Below are 20,272 nucleotides of genomic sequence, written 5' to 3'. Positions count from 1 at the left end.
GCGCGGGACGGTCAGGAGTCGCGGATGCTGAGCCGGGCCAGGGCGCTGGCCAGGTCGCCGACCTGGTCGGCGAGCTGCCCGGCCCGGCGCTGGGCCGCGTCCCGGTCGGCCTCGACGGCGGTCAACCGTACGGCCAGCTCGGCCAGTCGGGCCTCGAGCGCGCCGGCGGCCGCCCGCGCAGCCGCCAGGTCGGCGGCGAGGGTGTCCCGCTCCCCGACGCGGGCCGCCACCTCCTCCCGGGCGGTGGCCGCCGCCGCGACGGCCTCGGCCCGCGCCGCCTCGGCCCGGTCCCGGGCGGCCTGCGTCGCCTGCGCGGATCGCCGCGCCTCGGCGGTCTCCGCGCGCGCCTGCTCGGTCTCCGCGCGAGCCTGCTCGACCTGCGCCCGGGCCGCCTCGGCCTCGGCCCGCGACCGATCGGCCTCGGCCCGCAGCCGATCGGCCCGCACCACCGCCTCGCCGGCCGCGCGAGCGGCCCGCTCTGCGTCGGCGCGGGCGGCGTCCCGCTCGGCGGCCAGGTCGGTGACCCGGCGCCGCTGCGTGTCGAGTTCCGTGCGCACTGTGCCCAGCTCGTCACGGGCGGCGTCGCGGTCCCGTTCGGCCTGCACCCGCAGCGCCTGCGCGGCGCTGGCCTGGTCGCGTGCGGAGTCCCGGGACGCCTCGGCGCGTTCGGCCCGCTCGGCGGCGCGGGCAGCCTCGGCCTCGGCCCGGCCGGCGTGTTCCCGGGCCGCGTCCCGCTCGGCCAGCGCCGCCTGGGCCTCCTGCCGGGCCCCGGCGGCCGTCGCGGCGCCGTCCTCGGCGTCCCGGCGAGCCTCGTCCCGTTCGGTGTGCGAGGCGGCCACCTGGGTGGCCGCCTCGGCGCGGACCTGCGCGAGCTGCCGTTCCACCCCGGCGGGGGACAGTTCGGCGTGCAGCGCCTCGGTGAGGGTCTCCACGATCTGGTCGAGCCGGTCCACCGCCTCCCAGGTGCGGGCCACCTGGCCGGGCAGGCCGGGGGCATTGCGGTGGCGCATCCGCGAGTTGCGCGACGCCCGCTGGCAGGCCCCGTCGTTGTCCCGGCAGTAACGGAACGGCCGGCCGGCGCCGACACGCTGCGGCACCTGCCGTCCACAGTGAGCGCACGGGCGGGTCTCGGGGGTGGGCTGGGCGTCCATCGGGGGCGAAGTCTAACGGCCGGTCCGCCGGCAGCGCGGCAAGCCCGCGCCGGGGGTAGGTTTGCGGCCATGCCGGTCTCGCCGTACGTCGCCCGAATGCGTCGACACATCGGCCCCGACCTGCTCCTGCTGTACGGGGTCAGCGCGGTGGTGACCGACGAGGCGGAGCGGCTGCTGCTGGCCCGCCGGGGCGACAACGGGCGCTGGTCGCTGCCGGCCGGGATGGTCGACCCGGGTGAGCAGCCGGCCGAGGCGCTGCTGCGGGAGGTCCACGAGGAGACCGGGGTGCGGGTGGCGATCGACCGGGTCGGCGGGGTCGCCACCCACCCGGTCGTCTACCCCAACGGCGACGCCTGCGAATACCTCAACGTCTGGTTCCGCTGCCACGCGGTCGGTGGCACGGCCACCGCCGACGGGGACGAGTCCATCGCGGTCGGCTGGTTCGACCCGGACGCCCTGCCCGAGCTGGACGACTGGTCGCGGCTGCGGATCGACACCGCGCTGCGTGAGGAGACCAGCGCCTGGTACGCCGCGCCGGGTGAGCGACACCCGGCGCTCACCCGGCCCGACAACCTCTGACGGCCCGAGCGTGCTCATCGAGCTGAGGCGTCAGCAGTAGCGACATCCCGCCTAGACTGCCGCGATGGACTCGCCATCCCCCGAACGGAAACTTCGCCCGTCCCAACCCGGTCCGGGCGCCGCCGGCCGCCCAACCAGCCCTGCCCAGCAGCAACCCGACCGTCCCCAAACCCTCAGCCCTACAGCGAAGACTGCGGATAGCCGACCGCAATCGGAGATGGCAGCAGGCGCGGTGGTCGGCCTCATTGGCGGACTCGCGGCAGTCGGGGGAGTGATCTTCCTCCTCTACCAGTACGACGAACCCACCACCCCCACGAATCTGGATCTGGTCCTCGGGGCGGTGCTCGTGTTCGGCGGCTTGCTCCTGCGCATCGAGTCGGCGATTCGGGGCGCGGGCGGGCGTGGGAAGTCCTGACAGCGCCGTGCTCGCCCCGGTAAGCCGGGCCGTCACCGACTGCCCCCGGCGGTGCTGTCCCGCACGGCCAGCCGTGGTTCGAGCAGCGTCACCTCCGGCACCGGCTCGTCGCGCAGCCGGCGCATCAGCAACGTCACCGCCTGCCGGCCGACCTCCTCGGCGGGCACCGGCACGCAGGTGAGCCCCGCCTGCTCGGCGAGCTGGTCGGGGCAGACCGCCACCACCGACATGTCCGCCGGCACGTGCCGGCCCAGGGCCGGCAGCGTGGCCAGCACCGGCCCGACCGCCGACTCGTTCTGCACGACGAGGCCGTGGATGTCGGGGTGACGGTCCAGCAGGGACGCCAGGTCGCGGCGGATCGCCGCCCGGCCCTCCTCGCAGGGCAGCGTCACCGCGTCGAGGCCGAGCCGGGCGGCCGCGGCCAGCACCCCGGCCCGAGTCCGGTGCGCGAAGCCGGTGCCCCGGGCGTAGACGGCCGCCGGGGCGCCGAGCAGCGCGACCCGCCGGTGCCCGAGCCCGGCCAGGTGCTCGACACAGACCTCGCCGGCCCGGTGGAAGTCGAGGTCCACACAGGCCAGCCCGGTGGCGTCGGCGGGATGCCCGATCAGCACGCTCGGCAGTGCCAGCTCCCGCAGCAGCGGCACCCGGGAGTCCTCCAGCTCCACGTCCATCAGCAGGACACCGTCGACCATCGCGGCGGCGGCGATGCGCCGCAGCCCGGCCGGCCCCTCGTCGGAGGTGACCAGCAGCACGTCGTGGTCGTACCGGCGGGCGGTGGTCACCACGGCGGTGGCGAACTGCATCACCACCGGCACCTGCATCCCGGTGCGCAACGGCAGTACCAGGGCGATGACGTTCGCCTTGCGGCTGGCCAGGGCACGCGCTCCGGCGTTGGGGTGGTAGCCGAGTGCGCGGACGCTGGCAAGGACCCTGTCCCGGGTCACCGCCGAGATCGCCCGCTTGCCGCTGAGGACGTACGACACGGTGCTCGCCGCGACCCCGGCGTGCCGGGCGACGTCGGCGATGGTGACCTGGTCGCCGCCGGTACGGCCGCGACCCGGCGCGGTGGTCATCGGGCCGCGCCGCACCGGTCGGCGGCCGGCACCGCGGCCGGGGCCGAGCCGGTCACGGTGAGGGCGCCGACCAGGCGGACGTCCCGGGCGGACCGGCCGACCAGCACGGTGTGGGTGGCGTCCTCCACGACCATCGCGCCGCGGGACTCGTCCCACCAGGCCAGCTCGGCGGTGGGCAGCCGCAGGGTGACGGTGGCGCGTTGCCCGGGAGTCAGGGCGACCCGGGTGAAGTCGCGCAGCTGCCGCAGGGGCTGCTTGACCCGGGAGCGCCGCTGCCGGGTGTAGAGCTGCACCACCTCCGTGCCGGGGCGGTCGCCGGTGTTGGTGACCGCGACGCTCACCTCGACCACCTCGCCGGCGGTCACCTCGGCCGCGCTCAACCGCAGGTCGGCGTAGTCGAAGCGGGTGTAGCTGAGCCCGTGCCCGAACGGGTACAGCGGCTCGCCCCGGTGGTACAGGTAGGTGGCGTCGGCGTCGATGATGTCGTAGTCGAGCAGGTCGGGCAGGTCGGCGGTGTCGGCGTACCAGGTCTGGGTGAGCCGGCCGGTCGGGTCGGCGTCGCCGAGCAGCACGTCCGCGAGGGCGTTGCCGTGTTCCTGGCCGCCGTGCGAAGTCCACAGCACCGCCGGCAGGTGCTGCTGCGCCCAGCCGACCGCGTACGGGTAGCTGCTGGTGACCACCAGCACGGTTCGCGGGTTGGCGGCGTGCACGGCGCGCAGCAGCGTCTCCTGCCCGACCGGCAGGGTCAGGTCGACCCGGTCCTCGGTCTCGCGGCCGCCCACCATCGGGTGGTTGCCCAGCGCCACCACGGCCACGTCAGCGGCGGCGGCCAGCGCGGCGGCCTCGGCCGTCCCGTCGACGAGCAGGTCCACGGTGAACCGGGCGGCGTCGTCCGGGTCGGCGCCGACGGTCAGCCGGCCGTCGGCGTCGACGGTGACGTACCGGTCGGTGGCGAGGTGCTGCAGCAGCGCGGTGCCGTCGGCGCGGTGGTGGAAGCGGAACGTCTCCCGGACCACCCAGCCGCCCGGGCCGGGCCGGTCGTTGACCAGCGTGCCGGTGTCGTCGGCGCCGACGTGCCGCCCGTTGCCGACCGCGCGCAACGCCACCACGTTCCGGCCCCAGTCGTACACGTCGAACCCACCAGGTTCGGCGTCGAGGGTCAACGGGCCGCCGTCGGGAGTGTCCGGGCAGTGGACGTAACGCTCGCCGACGCGCAGCGTGATCCGGTCCGCGCCCGGGTGGGTGGTCACCTCGGGCAGCCGCCCGGCCAGGGCGCCGTACGCGCTGACCGCGTACGGCGGGGTGCCGCTGTACCAGTCGAGGTGGACGGTGTCGGCGAGCGGGCCGAGCACGGCCACCCGGGGCGCGGCGGCGCTCGAGAGGGGCAGTAGTCCGTCGTTGTGCAGCAGCACGACCGCCTGGCGGGCCGCCTCGCGGGCCAGTCGCCGGTGCGCCGGGCAGTCGATGACGTCGGGCGGCACGGCGGCGTACGGGTCGTCAGCCGGCGGGTCCAGGTCGCCCAGGCGCAGCCGTACGCCGAGGATGCGGCGTGCCGCCCGGTCCACGTCGGTCTCGGTGATCAGCCCGCGGCGCAGCGCCTCGGTCAGCCGCTCGATCGTCGGGGCGCTGTCCTCGTCGTCCTCGGTGAAGCTGTCGATGCCGGCGCGCAGGGCGGCGGCGAAGCCTTCGACGTGGTCGGGCAGGTGGGCCTGCACGCCGGCGATGTTGGCGACCGCGGCGGCGTCGCCGACCACCATGATCTCGTCGTCGGCCCAGCCGCGCAGTTCGCCGGCGATGAGTGGGCTCAGGTGCGCCGGCACTCCGTTGACCCGGTTGTAGGAGGCCATCACCGCCACCGCCGCGCCGGCCTCGATGGGGGCCCGGAAGGCGGGCAGTTCGTACTCGTGCAGCACGCGGGGCGGCAGGTTGCTGGAGGTGGTGGCCCGGTCGGTCTCGTTGTTGTAGCCGAGGAAGTGCTTGAGGGTCGGCGCGGTGCGCATCCGGGTCGGGTGGTCGCCGCGCAGTCCGCGGGCGTACGCGGTGGCCAGCCGGCCGGTCAGCCACGGGTCCTCGGACCAGCCCTCCTCGTTGCGTCCCCAGCGTGGGTCGCGCAGCGGGTTGACCACCGGCGCCCACACGTTGAGGCCGACTCGCGCAGGGTCGGCGTGGTGCTTGGCGCGGACCTCGTCACCGACGGCGGCGCCGACCGTCCGGATCAGGTCGGGGTTCCAGGTGGCGGCCAGCCCGACCGCCTGGGGGAAGACGGTCGCCGGGCCGAGCCAGGCGACGCCGTGCAGCGCCTCCGTGCCGGTGCGGAACGGGGGCAGGCCGAGCCGGGGCACCGGCGCCTGCCACTGGTGCAGCAGGCCGAGCTTCTCCGGCAGGGTGAGCCGGGCCAGCAGGTCGTCGAGGTGGTGGGGGAGGTGGTCGGTCATGGCGGATGCCTTCCGTGGGCGTCGGGGCGACCGGCATATCGAAGCGCTTCGACGACCGTCGTGACGAGCGGCGGTTTCGGTCATGCGGATTCGAGCGGTGGTCGACCCGGACGCTGGTGAAGCGCTTCGACGACCGCGGAAAGAGATGCCGCCCCGGCTGCCCTGGTGACGGGGTGGCGGTACCGAGGTTGGCACCGTGCGCCGATCCGGTCAAGGCCCGGTGCGCTGCCGGACTGACCGGCGAGGTCAGGCGGTCGGTAGCCGGCCGGCCTCCACGGTGGCCAGGGCGGCGGTGGCGCCGCCGAGCGCGGTCGCCGCGGAGCCGAGGTCGCTGGCCTCCAGCCGGCATCCGCCGGCGGCGAGGGTACGGGCGGCCAGCTCCGCCCGGGCCGCCGGCAGCAGCCAGGGGGCCAGCGCCGCGAGGTGGCCGCCGACCACGACCACCTGCGGGTCGAGCAGGTTGGCCAGGATGGACACCCCGTGGCCGAGCCGTCGGCCGACCTCGGCCAGTCCGGTCAGGACGACGTCGTCGCCGGAGCCGGCGAGGGCCTGGATCTGGTCGAGCTCCGGCAGGTAGTCGACGACCGGGCCGTGCTGTGCGGCGTCGGGCAGGACCCGGCGGACCACGGCGTCCACGCCGATGAACGCGGCGAGGCAGCCGCGTCGGCCGCACGCGCAGGCCGGTCCGGCCGGGTCCAGTGGCACGTGGCCGATCTCGCCGGCGAAGCCGCGGCCGCCGCGCAGCAGCCGGCCGCCGCTGACCAGCCCCGCGCCGGGTGCGATTCCGCCGGTCAGGTGCACCAGGTCGGCCGTACCGGCGTACGCGCCGTGCCGCTGCTCGGCCAGGACTGCGAGGTTGGCGTCGGTGTCGACGCCGACGGTGAAGCTCGGATCCCGCAGCGCGCGGCGCAGTTCGGCGGCGAGCGGCACGTCGCGCCAGCCCAGCGCGGGGGCCAGGGGAATCCCGTCGTCGGTGCCCACGAGCCCGGGTACGCCCACGGTGACACCGAGCACGCTGCGGCCCTGCCCGGTGACCCGGCTGATCGCCCGGCGGGCCAGGGCGGCGAGCGCGCGGACGGTTTCCTGCGGGGTGACGGTCGGCGCGGTGAAGGCGCGTCGCCAGGTGAGCAGCCGGTTGCCGCCCAGGTCGGCGGCGACCACCACGAGTTCGTCGGCGCCGACCTGCAGGCCGAGCCCGGCGTACGGCTCGCCGTCGAGGACGAGCATGGTGGCGGGCCGCCCGATCCGGTTCTCGGTGAGCCCGGTCTCGCGCAGCAGTCGCCGTTCGATCAGCTCGGTGACCAGGCTGGAGACGGTGGCCTTGTTGAGCCCGGTGTGCGCGGCGATGTCGGCCCGGGAGCAGGGCGCGTGCAGCCGGACGTGCCGCAGGACCACGGCCCGGTTGGCCACCCGGACGTCGCCGAGGTCGGTGGGCTGGGGTGGGGTGTGGATGCTGATCACTCGCTGCCCGCTTCCTGCGCCGACGCTGCCGTTCCCGGTGGTGCGGCCTCCATCATCGCCTACCTCCGCGGTCGGCCCGGATCGACCGTCCGGGGTGCTGCGCTGTCTTGTGGGCGGGATCACCGTGGATTAGTTTGTTCGGCTAGAACCCCAACTAATGCTATCCCGTTCCTGGTCCTCGGCAAACCCACCACGATGAAGGGAGTGCGCCGTGAAGCCGTCCCTGCCGGGCGCATCCACCGACCGCCGGACCCTGCTGCGGCTGATCGGCCTCGGTGCCACCGCCACCCTCGGCGGCAGCGCCCTGGCCGCGTGCAGCAAGGAGGCCGGCAGCAAGGGCACCGCCACCAAGGCCGACGCCATCCGATCGGTGCTGCCCGCCCACAAGCCGGCCGTGCTGCTCAAGCCGGACGTACCCGGAGAGGGGCCGATCCCCGACGGCTACCTCAGCTACCCCCGGCAGTTGGCGGACGCGGTCACCGAACAGCCCGGCCGAGGTGGACCGGCCATCCGCACCATGAGCCCGTGGTGGGGGCCCACCCCGCCGACCCTCGGAAAGAACTCCTACCTCGCGGCGATCAACGCCAAACTCGGCGTCGACGTCGACCCCAGCCTGCAGGACGGCAACACCTACGCCGACAAGCTCAACGCGATGCTCGGCGCCCGCGACGTGCCGGACATCCTCAGCGTGCCCAACTGGGAGGTCGACAAGATCGCCCGATTCTCCGACGCGGTCAAGGCGCTCTTCGAGGACCTCACCGACCACCTCAAGGGCGACGCCGCCGCGGCCTACCCGTACCTCGCCGCGCTGCCCACCGGCGCCTGGGAGTACTCGGTCTGGGGCGGCCGGCTGGCCGCGGTCCCGTTCCCCACCGACGGCCCGTTCGCCTGGGCGCTGTTCCACCGCAAGGACCTGTTCGACCGGGCCGGCCTGGCCGCGCCGACCAGCCCCGACGAGCTGTACGAGCTCGGCAAGAAAGCCACCGACCCGGCCAAGGGCGTGTGGGCCTTCGGCAGCGTCTTCGACATGGTGCAGCAGCTCTTCGGCTGCCAGCAGACCTGGCGCAAGCGACCCGACGGCGGCCTGGAGCACAAGTTCGAGAACCCCGCGTTCGCCGCCGCCCTGGAGTTCACCGCCAAGCTGTTCGCCGACGGCCTGGTCCACCCCGACACGGTGGCCAGCAAGGGCGCCGACGAGAAGCAACTGTTCAAGGCCGGCAAGATCCTGATGTACCAGGACGGCCTCGGCGCCTGGCAGGGCATGCAGAGCGAGCAGACCCAGGTGCTGCCCAGCTTCGACATGCAGCCGCTGCCGCTGTTCGGCGCGGGCGGCAGCCAACCGCTGATCTGGGGCAGCGAGAAGCCGATCTTCTTCACCTTCATCAAGAAGGGCCTCGGCAAGGACCGCGTCGAAGAGCTGCTGCGGGTGCTCAACTGGTGCGCCGCCCCGTTCGGCAGCCGCGAGTTCGAGCTGCGCGAGTTCGGCGTCGAGGGAAAGCACTTCACCCGCGCCGCCGACGGCAGCCCCGCCGCCACCGAGCTGGGCCGCAAGGAGATGGGCGCCCAGTACACCCACATCGGCGGCCGCATGCCGGTGAAGGTCCGCAGCGCCGACACCCCGAACTACGTACAGGACTACATCGGCTACTACCAGAAGAACATCGGCCTGATGGAGAAGGACCTGTTCGCCGGGATCAAGCTGGAACTGCCCGCCAACTGGTCAAAGATCCTTCAGCCGACCGACGACAAGATCCTCGACATCCTGCGCGGCCGCCGGCCGCTCACCGACCTGGAAGCGGTCCGCAAGGAGTTCCTCACCACCGGCGGCGAGGAGGGGCGCGCGTTCTTCGAGAAGGCGCTCTCGGACAACGGGCGATGACCACGCAGGGCACCGCCGGCGTCGTGGAGACGCCGGCGGCCGCCCCGGCCGCACCGCCGGGGCGTACGCGAAGAAAGGCCCGACGGACGCTGCGCGCCCGGCTGGCCCGCGACTGGCCGCTGCTGGCCATGACCGCTCCGGCCGCGGCGCTGCTGCTGGTCTTCCACTACGTGCCCACCCTCGGCAACGTCATCGCCTTCCAGGACTACAACCCGTTCGTCGGCAACGACCCGATCGACGCGTTCCTGCACAGCGAATGGATCGGCTTCGGCAACTTCGAGGCCCTCTTCCGGGACCCGCTGTTCTGGGGCGCGGTCCGCAACACCCTCGCCATCACCGCGTTCCAGCTGGTCTTCTTCTTCCCCCTGCCGATCCTGCTGGCGATCCTGCTCAACAGCCTGGTCTCCGGCCGGCTGCGCGGCCTCGTGCAGAGCGTCGTCTACCTGCCGCACTTCTTCAGCTGGGTGCTGGTGGTGACGTTCTTCGTGCAGATGCTCGGCGGCGCCGGGCTGCTGGCCCAACAGATGCGCCAGGCCGGCCTGCAGCCCTGGAACGTGATGACCAACCCGGACGGGTTCATCGTCCTGGTCACCGCCGAGGCGGTGTGGAAGGACATCGGCTGGGGCGCCATCGTCTTCCTCGCCGCCCTCGCGGCGATCGACCCGAACCTGTACGAGGCGGCCGCCGCCGACGGGGCCGGACGGTGGCGCCGGCTGTGGCACATCACCCTGCCCGGTCTACGTCCGGTGATCGTGCTGCTGCTCATCATGCGCCTCGGCGACGCGCTCTCCGTCGGCTTCGAACAGTTCATCCTGCAACGCGACGCGGTCGGCCGAAACGCCGCCGAAGTGCTGGACACCTTCGTCTATTACCAAGCAATCGCCACCCAACAATGGGGGCTCGGGGCCGCCGCCGGCCTGTTCAAGGCGGTGGTCGGGCTGGCGCTGATCCTCACCGCCAACCACGTCGCGCACCGGCTCGGCGAGCAGGGGGTCTACTCCAAATCTTGACATCCTCCCGGCCCTGAAGGGACCGGGATTCTCACGGTCGCCCGTGAGGTTTCCTGTTTCATCGCCGACTGCCCGTCCGGGAGGACTTCTTCCCTTGAGGTCTTACACCAGCTCCGCAGGCGTTTTACCTCTCCGCCAGCCCGGCGGCGAGGATGTTCCTGGCAGCGTTGATGTCCCGGTCGTGCCCGGTTTGGCAGCCGGGGCACGTCCAGACGCGGTCGTTGAGGGCAAGGGTGGTGTTGATGCGTCCGCACGTCGAGCAGGTCTTGGACGACGGGTACCACCGGTCGATCGGGATCACCTCACGCCCGTACCACTGGGCTTTGTACTCCAGCATGCTGCGGAACTGGGACCAGCTCGCGTCGGAGATGACGCGAGCCAGGCGGCGGTTGCGCAGCATGTTACGCACGCTGAGGTCTTCGATCACGACCGTTTGAGTCTCACGGACGAGTCGAGTGGTCAGCTTGTGCAGGTGATCCCGCCGCCGGTCGGCGATCCGGGCATGAATCCGCGCCACCCGGAGCCGGGCCTTCGCCCGGTTCGCGGAGTCCTTCTGTTTGCGGGCCAGGTCCCGCTGGGCCTTGGCCAGCTTGCGCCGGTCGGCCTGCCCGAAACGCGGGTTGGCCACCTTCCCTTCCTCGTCGCTCACCCCGGGGATCGGGCGGGACAGGGTGAGCAGGCTGGTGATGCCCGCATCCACCCCGACCTCCCCGGGAACGGGTGGCAGCGGTGCCACGGCCGGGTCCTCGACCAGGATGGACACGAACCAGCGGCCGGCGGCGTCCCGGGACACCGTCACCGTGGACGGCTCGGCTCCTTCGGGCAGGGGCCGCGACCACACGATGTCCAACGGGGTGTTCATCTTGGCCAGAGTGAGCCGGCCGTCACGCCAGCGGAACGCCGAGCGGGTGAACTCGGCCGACGCCCGCGACTTGCGCTTGGACTTGAACCTCGGATACCGGGACCGCTTGTCCCAGAACGCCACGAACCCGGCCTGCAAATGCCGCAACGTCTGCTGCAACGGCACCGACGACACCTCGTTCAGAAACGCCAACTCATCCGCGCGTTTCCACTCGGTCAACCACGCCGAAGACTGCACATACGTGCTGCGCTGACGATCAACCACCCACGCCCGGGTACGGGCCTCCAACGCCCGGTTGTACACCAGACGCACACACCCGAACGTGCGGCTCAGAAGATCAGCCTGCTCAGGCGATGGGTAGAAGCGGTACCTGTACGCCCGCTTCACCACCTCACCCACGCCACGCAATCTACCGTCCAGGTAAGACAATCATCGGAAGGGAGGGAGCGGCGTTTCCTCCCGGCCCTGAACGACCGGGTCTCCACGCCGCAACAACGATGACCAGCCAACTCGACCGCCCGAGCGTCCGCCGGCCACGCTCCCGCCGGCCCGCCTGGGAAGAGCCACCCTCACCGACCGGGCAGGCCGCCAAGGGCGCCCTGCTGGTGCTGCTCGTCGCCGCGGTCCTCATTCCCCTGTGGGCGGTCCTGGTGACCAGCCTCTCCTCCCGTAAGACGATCGACGAGGTCGGTGGGATGGTGATGGTGCCGCGCGGCATCGACCCGTCGGCGTACGTGACGATCTTCAGCGGTGGGCAGATCACCCAGGCGGTCTGGATCAGCACCCTGGTCACGGTGCTCGGCACCACGGTCAGTCTGGTGCTCACCGTGCTCGCCGCGTACGGGCTGTCCCGGCCCGGGTCGGTCGGCCACCGGAGCCTGCTCTTCTTCTTCCTGCTGACCTTCCTCATCTTCCCCGGGCTGGTGCCCAGCTACCTGGTGGTCACCGGGCTCGGGCTCAAGGACAGCCTCTGGTCGCTGATCCTGCCCAGCGCCATCAGCGTGTTCAACCTGGTGGTGATCCGGGCGTTCTTCATGAACGTGCCCGGTGAGCTGCTCGACAGCGCCCGCATCGACGGGGCGGGGGAGTTCCAGATCCTCTGGAAGATCATGCTGCCGCTCTCGCGGGCGGTGATCGCGGTGATCGGGCTCTTCTACGCCGTCGGCTACTGGAACACCTACTTCAACGCGGTGCTCTACATCGACGACAACGACAAGTTCCCGATCCAGCGGGTGCTGCAGAGCTACATCCTCGCCGGACAGTCACCGAGCGTATCCGGCACGCCGGTGAACATTCCCGGGGTGACCGCGTATCCGCCGACCCTCGCGGTCAAGATGGCGGTCGTGGTGGTCACCGTGATCCCGGCGGTGATCGTCTACCCGTTCGTGCAGCGACACTTCACCAAGGGCATGATCACCGGCGCGGTGAAGGGCTGACGCGATGCGGGACGACGGCCGGCTCTGCTACGGCGGCGACTGGAACCCGGAGCAGTGGCCGGCCGAGGTCTGGCGGGAGGACGCCGCACTGATGCGCCGCGCCGGGGTCAACCTCGTCAGCGTCGGCGTGTTCGCCTGGTCCCGCCTCGAACCGGCCCCCGGCCGCTACACCTTCGGCTGGCTCGACGAGGCGCTCGACCTGCTGCACGCCAACGGGATCCGGGCCGCGCTGGCCACCCCGACCGCCTCGCCGCCGCCGTGGTTCTCCCTGGCCCACCCGGGCGCCCTGCCGATCACCGCCGACGGCGTACGGCTGCACCACGGCAGCCGCGACACCTACTGCGCCGCCGCGCCCGCGTACCGGTCCGCCGCGCGTCGCATCGCCGCCGCGCTCGCCGACCGGTACGCCCACCACCCGGCCGTGGCCCTGTGGCACGTGCACAACGAGTACGGCACCACCTGCCACTGCCCGCACACCGAGGCGGCGTACCGCCGCTGGCTGGCCGACCGGTACGGCGACCTCGACGCGCTCAACGCGGCCTGGGTGACCAGCTTCTGGAGCCAGCACTACTCGGACTGGGCGCAGATCACCACCCCCCGGGCCACCCAGTACCTGGCCAACCCCGGCCAACTGCTCGACTTCCGCCGATTCTGGTCCGACACGCTGCTGGCCGCGTACACCGAGCAGCGGGACCTGCTGCGGGCGGCGAACCCGGCCGTGCCGGTCACCACCAACTACGTGCTCGGCGACTGGGTGCCGGTCGACCACGCCCGCTGGGCCGCCGAGGTGGACGTGGTCGCCGTCGACCACTACCCGTCGGCGGTGGACAGCGGCGCCGAGGAACAGACCGCGCTCGCCGCCGACCTGGCCCGCGGCTGGGCCCGGCACGGCGCCCACCGGCGAGGCGCGGCGAACGCCTCCTGGTTGCTCATGGAAAGCGCGCCCAACCAGATCCACACCGCCGGCCGGATGCACACCAAGGAACCCGGCCGGATGACCCGGCACAGCCTCGCCCACGTCGCCCGCGGCTCCCGGGGGGTGATGTTCTTCCAATGGCGGGCCCCGGCCGGCGGCGCGGAACGCTTCCACTCGGCGCTGGTGCCGCACGCCGGCCCCGACAGCCGGGTGTTCCGGGAGGCCGCCCGTCTCGGTGACCTGCTGGGCCGGCTCGCCGAGGTCGACGCCGGCCGGGTGGAGGCCTCCGTCGCAATCGGTTGGGACGCCGCGTGCGGCTGGGCCCTGCAACACCCGGGCCTGCCATCGCAGCGGCTCGACCACCACGCGGAGGTGGCCGCCGCCCACCGCGCATTGTGGCGGGCCGGCATCGCCTGCGACGTGCTGCTGCCCGGCGACCCCCTCGACGGGTACCGGCTGCTCGTGCTGCCCGCCCTCTACCTGGCCGCCGACACCACCGCCGACTGGGTACGCGAGCACGTCCGGGCCGGCGGCCACCTGCTGGTCACCTGGCTCAGCGGGGTCGCCGACGAACACGGCCGGATCCGTCTCGGCGGCTACCCGGGCGCGTTCCGCGACCTGCTCGGCATACGCGTCGAGGAATTCCACCCGCTCGCCAACGGCGACCACGTGCCGCTGACCGGCGGCGGACACGGCCGGATCTGGACCGAGACCGTCCACCTGGCCGGGGCCGAGCCGGTCGCCGCGTACGCCGGCGGGGTGCTGGCCGGGCGACCGGCGGTGACCCGGCACCGGGTCGGCGACACCCACACCTGGTACGTCTCCACCCGCCCCGACGACGACACCTACCGGCGGCTGCTCACCGACGCCGCCCGGCTGGCCGGGGTCACCCCGGTCTACCCGGACGCGCCGCCCGGGGTGGAGGCGGTACGCCGCCGTGACGGTGACCGGAGTTGGCTGTTCCTGCTCAACCACACCGACCGGCCGCAACGGGTGCCCGCCGTCGGGATCGACCTGTTCACCGGCGAACCGGTCGACGACGCGGTGACCGTGCCGGCCGGCGGCGTCGCCGTGCTCCGCGAGCCGCCCGGCTGACGGCGGCGGTCAGGGTGTGGCGACGGCGGCCCGGGACCGGTCCGCGGCGATGCGGATCGCGAGGCCGGCCAGCACGCTGCCCATCACGTACCGCTGCGCCCGCGCCCACCCGGGGCGGCGGGTCAGGAACGCCGACACCGTGCCGGCGGTCAGCACGATCAGCCCGTTCACGGTCAGCGCGATGCTGATCTGGGTCAGCCCCAGCAGGAGGCTCTGCGTCGCCACGTGCCCGCGCGTCGGGTCGATGAACTGTGGCAGCAGCGACACGTACAGGATGGCGATCTTCGGGTTGAGCAGGTTCGTGACCAACCCCATGGTGAACAGCCGCCGGGGGTGGTCCGGTGGCAGCGGCGCGGGCGTGAACGCCGAGCGGCCACCCGGACGCAGCGTGCGCCAGGCCAGCCACAGCAGGTACGCCGCCCCGGCCAGCTTCACCGCCAGGTACAGGGCGGGCACCAGCACGAAGATCGTGGCGATCCCGGCGACCGCCGCGGCCAGGTAGACCAGGAAGCCGACGGCCACCCCGAGCAGCGAGATCAGCCCGGCCCGCCGGCCCTGGGCGACCGACCGGGACACCAGGTAGACCATGTTCGGGCCGGGCGTGAGCACCAGACCCAACGCCACCAGGGCGATTCCCACCACCGCACCGACCGTGACCACACGCCCTCCCCGGGTCCGTACCGCCGCCGACCCTACGCCCCGCCGGATGCGGCGGCGGTGATGGGCGTCACGACCCGCGCGGGTCGCCGGCCACTACCAGCGGCACAGCGCCGAACGGTGAGCAGCGGGCGGTCCCCGCGATCACGGCTGTTCGGTCCGTGGCGGGGCCGCCGCGGGCGGCGACGTGGGCCAGACTGTCGGCATGTCGATCGTGCTGAACGCGCCGCCTACCCCGTCCGCGTCCGGTCTGCTGCTGCGGCCCTGGCACGACAGCGACGCCGAGGCCCTACTGGCCGCGTACCGGGACCCGGTGCTGCTGCGCTGGACCCTGAACCCGGTGACCACCCCGGTCGAGGCCCGCGCGTTTCTGCACCGCAGCCGGCAGGGCTGGGCCGCCGGCCGCCGGTTCAGCTTCGCCGTGCTGGAGGCGACACCCGAGGGGGAGCGGCTGGCGGGGCAGGTGCTGCTCAAGGAGGTGACGCCCGGGCGGCCGTACGCCGAGGTGGGCTACTGGACGGCGGCGGCCGCCCGCGGTCGCGGGGTCGCGCCGCGCGCGGTCGACGCCGTCAGCGACTGGGCGTTCGCCCGTTTCGCCGCCACCGGGCTGACCCGCCTCGAACTGCTGCACCAGGTCGACAACCTGGCCTCCTGCCGGGTGGCGCAGAAGAGCGGCTACGTCTTCCAGGAGGTGCTGCCCGCCCGGCCACCGTTCCCCCGCGACGGCCATCGCCACGTCCGCCAACGCGCCTGACCGGCGCCGGTCACCGGGGCGTGCAGCGCCGCGGCCAGCGAATCTCGCGTCACCGGTCGGCCGGCCCGGTGCCAAGGCCGGCGCTCGCCGACCTGGCCCGGGTCGCCGGATACGGTGGGTGCGGGAGGTGACGGCGGTGGTCGCTGGTTGGGAAGCGGCGGTCGAGGCGCAGATCCGCGCGGCGCAGGAGCGCGGCGAGTTCGACAACCTGCCCGGCGCCGGCAAGCCGATCCCCGGGCGCAACCTGCCGTACGACGAGTCGTGGTGGATCAAGAGCTTCCTGGAGCGGGAGCGGATCCCGGGAGACCTGTTGTTGCCCACCCCGTTGCAGCTGCGCCGCCGGGTGGAGCGGCTGCCCGGCGAGGTGCGGGACCTACCCACCGAGGAGTCGGTGCGGGCCGTGATCGCCGCACTGAACCGGGATATCGTCGACTTCCTGCGGGCACCGAGCGGCCCCCGGGTGGTGGTCCGTCCCGTCAACGTCGAGGAGGCCGTCCGAGGCTGGCGGGACGAGCGCGAGCGGGCCGCCGTCGAGCGTGTCGCCGCCGTCGCGACCGAGCCCACCCCGGCCATGATCCGTCCGGAGCGTCGCCGCTGGCGGCTGCCCTGGCGTCGCCGCTGATCTGCGGTCGTCGGGCGACCCCCCGAGGCGATCGCCGAACTGACCCTCCCGGTGACACCCGGCGCTGACCAGCGTCAGCGCATCCTTCTCTGCTGTCGGCAGATGCCCGCTCCTGCCTTCTCGGAACTGCGCCGCTTCCGCTCCGTGAGCTCCACGTCACCGCCGATCGGGCACCCCGCACTACCGAACCTTCCCTATCACTCCCTAAAATCATCTCAGTAGGTTCTGTTGATGCATGTTAGGGGTAACGAGGTGCTCGGATCGCGGGCTGGAGCTCAGAACGGGGTCGACGTCATGGAGCGGCAGCTCTACCGCTCGCTGGATCAGGTGGCGGGCCTGCTTGGCCTGCACGTCAGGACTGTTCGCGGGTATGTGCGGGACGGGCGGTTGAGAGCTGCCCGGGTCGGCCGGCAGTACCGGATCATCCACGTACCTGGAGGAGTTCACCGGCGTCTCCGCCCCTCGCCCTCCCGCCGCACGCCCTGTGTCGAGGTCCGCCATCGTGCAGATCGACGCGATTGACTCCGAAGCGGCTACTCGCCTGATCAACACGGTCATGGCCGCCGTCCAGAGCAGGCGCCAGGGTCAGGCGGAGGGAAGCGGCCACCTGCGCGTGGAGACCGTCTACGACGAGGAGCGAGCCAGCCTCAAGATCATCATCCTGGGTGGCCTGAACACCGCTGCCGACCTGCTGAAAGTCATCGACACCCCGAGCGAGGAACCGGAATGAAGAACATCTACACATCGGACGACGGCGCTCGCGTCCTGTTGCAGCAGTACACCGCTTTCCTGGAGCAGTGGCCCGTGCCCGCCGAGCGGCTGCAGGTATCCACCCGCCAGGGGGAGACCTTCGTCATGGCCAGCGGGCCCAAGGACGCGTCACCCCTGGTCCTGCTGCACGGCTCCGGGGCGAATGCGGCGATGTGGACCGATGACGTGGCTCTGTGGGCGCGGCACTTTCGCGTCTACGCCATCGACGTGATCGGCGAGCCCGGCCTGAGTGCTCCCTCGCGGCCCGCGCTGAATTCCGACGCGTACGCGCTGTGGCTGGATGACGTGTTGGACGCGCTGAACGTCGGGAGAGCCGCGTTCATGGGGACCTCGTTGGGTGGATGGCTGGCCCTCGACTACGCGATCCGCCGCCCGAAGCGGGTGGACAGGCTGGCGCTGCGCTGCCCCAGCGGAATCGGCCGCCAGAAAGTGGGCGTGATACTCGCATCGCTGTTCCTGCTGCCGTTCGGGGACTGGGGACGGCGCACGACGCTGAAGCTGGCCCTGGGCCCCGCCCCAGCCCACGCTGCGGCCACGGCGCAGGAGCGTGCCTTCGGCGAGTACGTGATGCTCATCCACAAGTACTTTCGCCCGCGGAGGGAAAAGCTGCCCGTCTTCGCGGACAGCGACTTGGCGGCGTTGAGCATGCCAGTGCAGGTCACCGTTGGTGGCCGCGACAGGCTGATTGACTCCCACGACACCCGTCGGCGTCTTCAGCAGGCCGCGCCCCGTGTCTCGGTCACTTTCATCCCGGAGGCTGGCCACCTGCTCAAGAACCAGGCCCAGCCGGTCCTGGACTTCCTCCTCACGCGGGAAGGTACACCCCATGCCTGACAGGTTGACCGCAGCGTTTCCTCAGTCCCCTGGACCGGTCAGGCCGCCTCGCCGGCCCGCACCTGCGTCGGTGGCCGGGACGCCGGCAGCAGCAGCGCCGGGAGCACCGCGAGAAGGGTGAACCCGAGCACCCACCAGAACGTCGCCCCGAACGCGGCGGCTGTTGCGGCCGGGCCGTGGTCGGCCAGCTGCCGCTGCACCACCACGGCGAGCACCGCCCCGCCGAACGCTCCACCGAGTTGCTGGAAGATCCGGATTGCGCTGGTCGCCCGGGGGATCGCAAGCTTCGGCAGCCCCCGGTACGGGCTGGCCAGCACCGGCACGATGGTAACGCCCATGCCGACGCCGCTGACCGCGAGCGCCGCGGCGAGCAGCAGTTGACTCGTGTTCGTGCCGACCTGGGTGTAGGTGGCGGTGCCGGCGGCGGCCACCGCGAGTCCGGCCAGCACGATCGGGCGGGGGCCGAGCCGGTCGGTGAGCCGGCCGGCGATGATCAGCCCGAGCGCCATGCCGACGCCCTGCGGGGCGAGCAGCAGCCCGGCGTGCAGCGGGGACGCGCCCCGGACCTGCTGTTGGTAGATCGGCAGCAGGATGATCGCCCCGAACAGGGCGATGCCGGAGAGGAACACCACGGCCACGCAGGCCGTGAACGTCCGCTCGGTCAGCAGCCGCAGGTCGATCAGCGGCTCGCCGCGCGTGCGCAGGGCGTGCAGGGTGAAACCTGCCAGCAGCGCGACGCCGAGACTGAGCGCGACCAGCACGGCGAGGTTGTCGAAGCGGCCGTGCCGGCCGGCCTCGGCCAGGCCGTAGACGACGGCGGCGCAGCCCGGGGGCAGCAGGACCAAGCCGAGCCGGTCCAGTGGTGCGCCGTGCGCCGGCCGGGCATCGGGCATGACCCGGCGGGCCAGCAGCATCCCGACCAGGCAGACCGGCACATTGACGAAGAAGATCCAGCGCCAGTTCAGGTCAGTGACGATGAGGCCGCCGAGGACCGGGCCGAGGACCGGCCCGAGCATGGCGGGGATGCCGATCGCGGCCATCACCCGGCCGAGGCGCTCCGGCCCGGCGGCCTGGGCGAGGATGGTCTGCGCCAGGGGTACGAGCATGCCACCGCCGACGCCCTGGACGATCCGGAACGCGATGAGGCTGCCGGCGGACCACGCCAGCCCGGACAGCAGCGAGCCGACCAGAAACCCGGCGAGGCTGACTGTCCACAGCGCGCGGGTGCCGAACCGGTCGGCGGCCCAGCCGGTCAACGGGATCATCGTGGTCAGCGCCAGCAGGTAGCCGGTGCCGACCCACTGGATGGTGGACAAGGGGGCGTCGAACTCGCGCAGCAGGGTGTTCACCGCGACGTTGGTCATGGTGGCGTCGAGCTGCACGGCGAGCGCGCCGAGCATGATCACGCCGACGAGTTTGAGCAGGGCCGGTGGGATCCCCGGCGTGGGTGCGGGAGGGGTCGGCTGCACAGTTTGGTCCATCCCGGTTCACTCCTCTGCGGTAAACACTTACTGCGCCTGATCGGACTTCGCCCCGCGCGGTACGCCTTGCGGTTGGATCAGCGGCCGGAAACCGGCCCGGTCATGCCATCCAGTAGTTGCCCCAGCACTCGGTCGCGCAGCGCGGGTGCCCCGGACTCGGATACCGCCGCGAACCGGGGAGCGAAGATCTGCAACGCCACGAGCGCGCCCATCGCGGTGGCGTACGCGATCTCGAACGGGCAGTCGGCCCGGAAGGTGCCCTCGTGCTGGCCGCGTTCGTAGAGCTCGCGGATTGTCTTGGGCAGTTGGTCGGCGGTGGGCAGGGACAGCAGTCGGGTGCCGCTGAGCGATTCATGCATCATCAACGCCAGCAGCCGCGGGCGGGCACGCAGGATGTCGAAGAAGCTGGCGAAGGCGGTGCGCATCCCCTCGTACGGGTCCAGTGTGGCGGCCCGGTCGAGCACCGGCGCCCAGTCCGACCCCAATGCGGCCCGCTGCTCGTCGATGACCGCGGCGTACAGCCCTTCCTTGCTGCCGAAGTGGTGGTAGATCATGCGTTCGTTGACGCCCGCGCGTTTGACGATCGCCTGGACGCGGGTGCCGTGCAGGCCGGTGCGGGCGAACTCCTCGGCGGCGGCGTCGAGCAGGGCGGTCCGGCTGTCACTCATGCAGTAAGTATTTACCGCGCGCGTGAGGGGCGCAACAGCCGGTTCAACGAGCTTCAGCGAGGAATCCCGGCCGTTCAGGACTCCGTTGGGAAATGCCTGGAGTGGGGTGTAAGGCCGTTTTCAGGTGGCGAGTTCGAGTCGGGCAAGGTGGCTGGTTCTGGTCCGGCCGAATG

19 protein-coding genes are annotated in these 20,272 nt (G+C 72.5%); 11 read left to right on the top strand and 8 right to left on the bottom strand.

From position 1 onward, the window contains the following. Positions 1–11 precede the first annotated feature (11 nt). Positions 12–1,151 (bottom strand): hypothetical protein, encoded by a 1,140-nt coding sequence (locus AB0C02_RS24595; RefSeq protein ID WP_357551155.1) that lies wholly within the window; start codon positions 1,149–1,151, stop codon positions 12–14. A 69-nt stretch (positions 1,152–1,220) separates the two neighbouring features. On the opposite strand from AB0C02_RS24595, the gene AB0C02_RS24590 reads away from it, so the two are divergent. Together AB0C02_RS24590 and AB0C02_RS24585 are read left to right on the top strand one after the other, a co-directional pair. Beyond that, positions 1,221–1,730: an NUDIX domain-containing protein gene (locus AB0C02_RS24590; RefSeq protein WP_357551154.1), complete on the top strand. Its 510-nt coding sequence runs from the start codon at positions 1,221–1,223 to the stop codon at positions 1,728–1,730. A 232-nt stretch (positions 1,731–1,962) separates the two neighbouring features. After that, positions 1,963–2,145, top strand: coding sequence for a hypothetical protein (locus tag AB0C02_RS24585; RefSeq protein ID WP_357551153.1), 183 nt, complete (start codon positions 1,963–1,965; stop codon positions 2,143–2,145). Between the two features lie 32 nt (positions 2,146–2,177). Here the strand turns inward: AB0C02_RS24585 and AB0C02_RS24580 are convergent, their stop codons facing one another. The 3 genes from AB0C02_RS24580 to AB0C02_RS24570 all read right to left on the bottom strand — a co-directional run bounded on the left by AB0C02_RS24580 (position 2,178) and on the right by AB0C02_RS24570 (position 7,114). After that, complete coding sequence (locus AB0C02_RS24580; RefSeq protein ID WP_357551152.1) at positions 2,178–3,218, bottom strand: LacI family DNA-binding transcriptional regulator; 1,041 nt, start codon at positions 3,216–3,218, stop codon at positions 2,178–2,180. Then, positions 3,215–5,653: a glycoside hydrolase family 3 C-terminal domain-containing protein gene (locus AB0C02_RS24575; RefSeq protein WP_357551151.1), complete on the bottom strand. Its 2,439-nt coding sequence runs from the start codon at positions 5,651–5,653 to the stop codon at positions 3,215–3,217. The genes AB0C02_RS24580 and AB0C02_RS24575 overlap by 4 nt, the downstream gene beginning before the upstream one ends. Before the next feature lie 246 nt (positions 5,654–5,899). Further along, entirely contained in the window at positions 5,900–7,114 is a 1,215-nt protein-coding gene (locus AB0C02_RS24570; protein ID WP_357551150.1) for an ROK family transcriptional regulator, read from the bottom strand. Positions 7,115–7,325: 211 nt separating this feature from the next. On the opposite strand from AB0C02_RS24570, the gene AB0C02_RS24565 reads away from it, so the two are divergent. Both AB0C02_RS24565 and AB0C02_RS24560 read left to right on the top strand, forming a co-directional pair. Then, positions 7,326–8,993, top strand: a complete 1,668-nt coding sequence (locus AB0C02_RS24565) for an extracellular solute-binding protein (protein ID WP_357551149.1) — start codon at positions 7,326–7,328, stop codon at positions 8,991–8,993. Further along, on the top strand, positions 8,990–10,003 hold the full coding sequence (locus tag AB0C02_RS24560; protein ID WP_357551148.1) for an ABC transporter permease subunit: 1,014 nt from the start codon (positions 8,990–8,992) through the stop codon (positions 10,001–10,003). Before AB0C02_RS24565 ends, AB0C02_RS24560 begins: the two co-directional genes overlap by 4 nt. Positions 10,004–10,127: 124 nt before the next feature. On the opposite strand, the gene AB0C02_RS24555 is transcribed toward AB0C02_RS24560, so the two are convergent. Then, on the bottom strand, positions 10,128–11,252 hold the full coding sequence (locus AB0C02_RS24555; RefSeq protein WP_357551200.1) for an RNA-guided endonuclease TnpB family protein: 1,125 nt from the start codon (positions 11,250–11,252) through the stop codon (positions 10,128–10,130). A 110-nt stretch (positions 11,253–11,362) separates the two neighbouring features. Between AB0C02_RS24555 and AB0C02_RS24550 the strand changes: the two genes are divergently transcribed. Then, complete coding sequence (locus AB0C02_RS24550) at positions 11,363–12,301, top strand: carbohydrate ABC transporter permease (protein ID WP_357551147.1); 939 nt, start codon at positions 11,363–11,365, stop codon at positions 12,299–12,301. A gap of 4 nt (positions 12,302–12,305) precedes the next feature. Continuing rightward, on the top strand, positions 12,306–14,312 hold the full coding sequence (locus AB0C02_RS24545; protein ID WP_357551146.1) for a beta-galactosidase: 2,007 nt from the start codon (positions 12,306–12,308) through the stop codon (positions 14,310–14,312). Between the two features lie 9 nt (positions 14,313–14,321). On the opposite strand, the gene AB0C02_RS24540 is transcribed toward AB0C02_RS24545, so the two are convergent. Next, positions 14,322–14,972 carry a LysE family translocator gene (locus tag AB0C02_RS24540; RefSeq protein WP_357551145.1) on the bottom strand — a complete coding sequence of 217 codons (651 nt, stop codon included), beginning with the start codon at positions 14,970–14,972 and terminating at the stop codon, positions 14,322–14,324. Between the two features lie 202 nt (positions 14,973–15,174). On the opposite strand from AB0C02_RS24540, the gene AB0C02_RS24535 reads away from it, so the two are divergent. The 5 genes from AB0C02_RS24535 to AB0C02_RS24515 all read left to right on the top strand — a co-directional run bounded on the left by AB0C02_RS24535 (position 15,175) and on the right by AB0C02_RS24515 (position 17,950). Beyond that, on the top strand, positions 15,175–15,723 hold the full coding sequence (locus AB0C02_RS24535) for a GNAT family N-acetyltransferase (RefSeq protein ID WP_357551144.1): 549 nt from the start codon (positions 15,175–15,177) through the stop codon (positions 15,721–15,723). Between the two features lie 136 nt (positions 15,724–15,859). Further along, positions 15,860–16,345 (top strand): DUF1992 domain-containing protein, encoded by a 486-nt coding sequence (locus AB0C02_RS24530; protein WP_357551143.1) that lies wholly within the window; start codon positions 15,860–15,862, stop codon positions 16,343–16,345. Positions 16,346–16,576: 231 nt separating this feature from the next. Next, positions 16,577–16,867, top strand: coding sequence for a helix-turn-helix domain-containing protein (locus AB0C02_RS24525; RefSeq protein ID WP_357551142.1), 291 nt, complete (start codon positions 16,577–16,579; stop codon positions 16,865–16,867). Then, positions 16,848–17,075, top strand: a complete 228-nt coding sequence (locus AB0C02_RS24520; protein ID WP_357551141.1) for a hypothetical protein — start codon at positions 16,848–16,850, stop codon at positions 17,073–17,075. Before AB0C02_RS24525 ends, AB0C02_RS24520 begins: the two co-directional genes overlap by 20 nt. After that, positions 17,072–17,950, top strand: a complete 879-nt coding sequence (locus AB0C02_RS24515; protein ID WP_357551140.1) for an alpha/beta fold hydrolase — start codon at positions 17,072–17,074, stop codon at positions 17,948–17,950. Before AB0C02_RS24520 ends, AB0C02_RS24515 begins: the two co-directional genes overlap by 4 nt. A gap of 38 nt (positions 17,951–17,988) precedes the next feature. Here AB0C02_RS24515 and AB0C02_RS24510 read toward each other — a convergent pair whose 3' ends face one another. Together AB0C02_RS24510 and AB0C02_RS24505 are read right to left on the bottom strand one after the other, a co-directional pair. Next, positions 17,989–19,431: a DHA2 family efflux MFS transporter permease subunit gene (locus tag AB0C02_RS24510; RefSeq protein ID WP_357551139.1), complete on the bottom strand. Its 1,443-nt coding sequence runs from the start codon at positions 19,429–19,431 to the stop codon at positions 17,989–17,991. 77 nt (positions 19,432–19,508) lie between these two features. Continuing rightward, the gene (locus tag AB0C02_RS24505) at positions 19,509–20,099 is read right to left on the bottom strand and encodes a TetR/AcrR family transcriptional regulator (RefSeq protein WP_357551138.1); all 591 of its coding nucleotides are present in this window, start codon (positions 20,097–20,099) and stop codon (positions 19,509–19,511) included. Between the last annotated feature and the right edge of the window lie 173 nt (positions 20,100–20,272).

It is taken from the genome of Micromonospora sp. NPDC048999 (genome assembly GCF_040649295.1).
GTDB lineage: Bacteria > Actinomycetota > Actinomycetes > Mycobacteriales > Micromonosporaceae > Micromonospora.
This window is presented reverse-complemented; position numbering and strand designations above follow the sequence as displayed.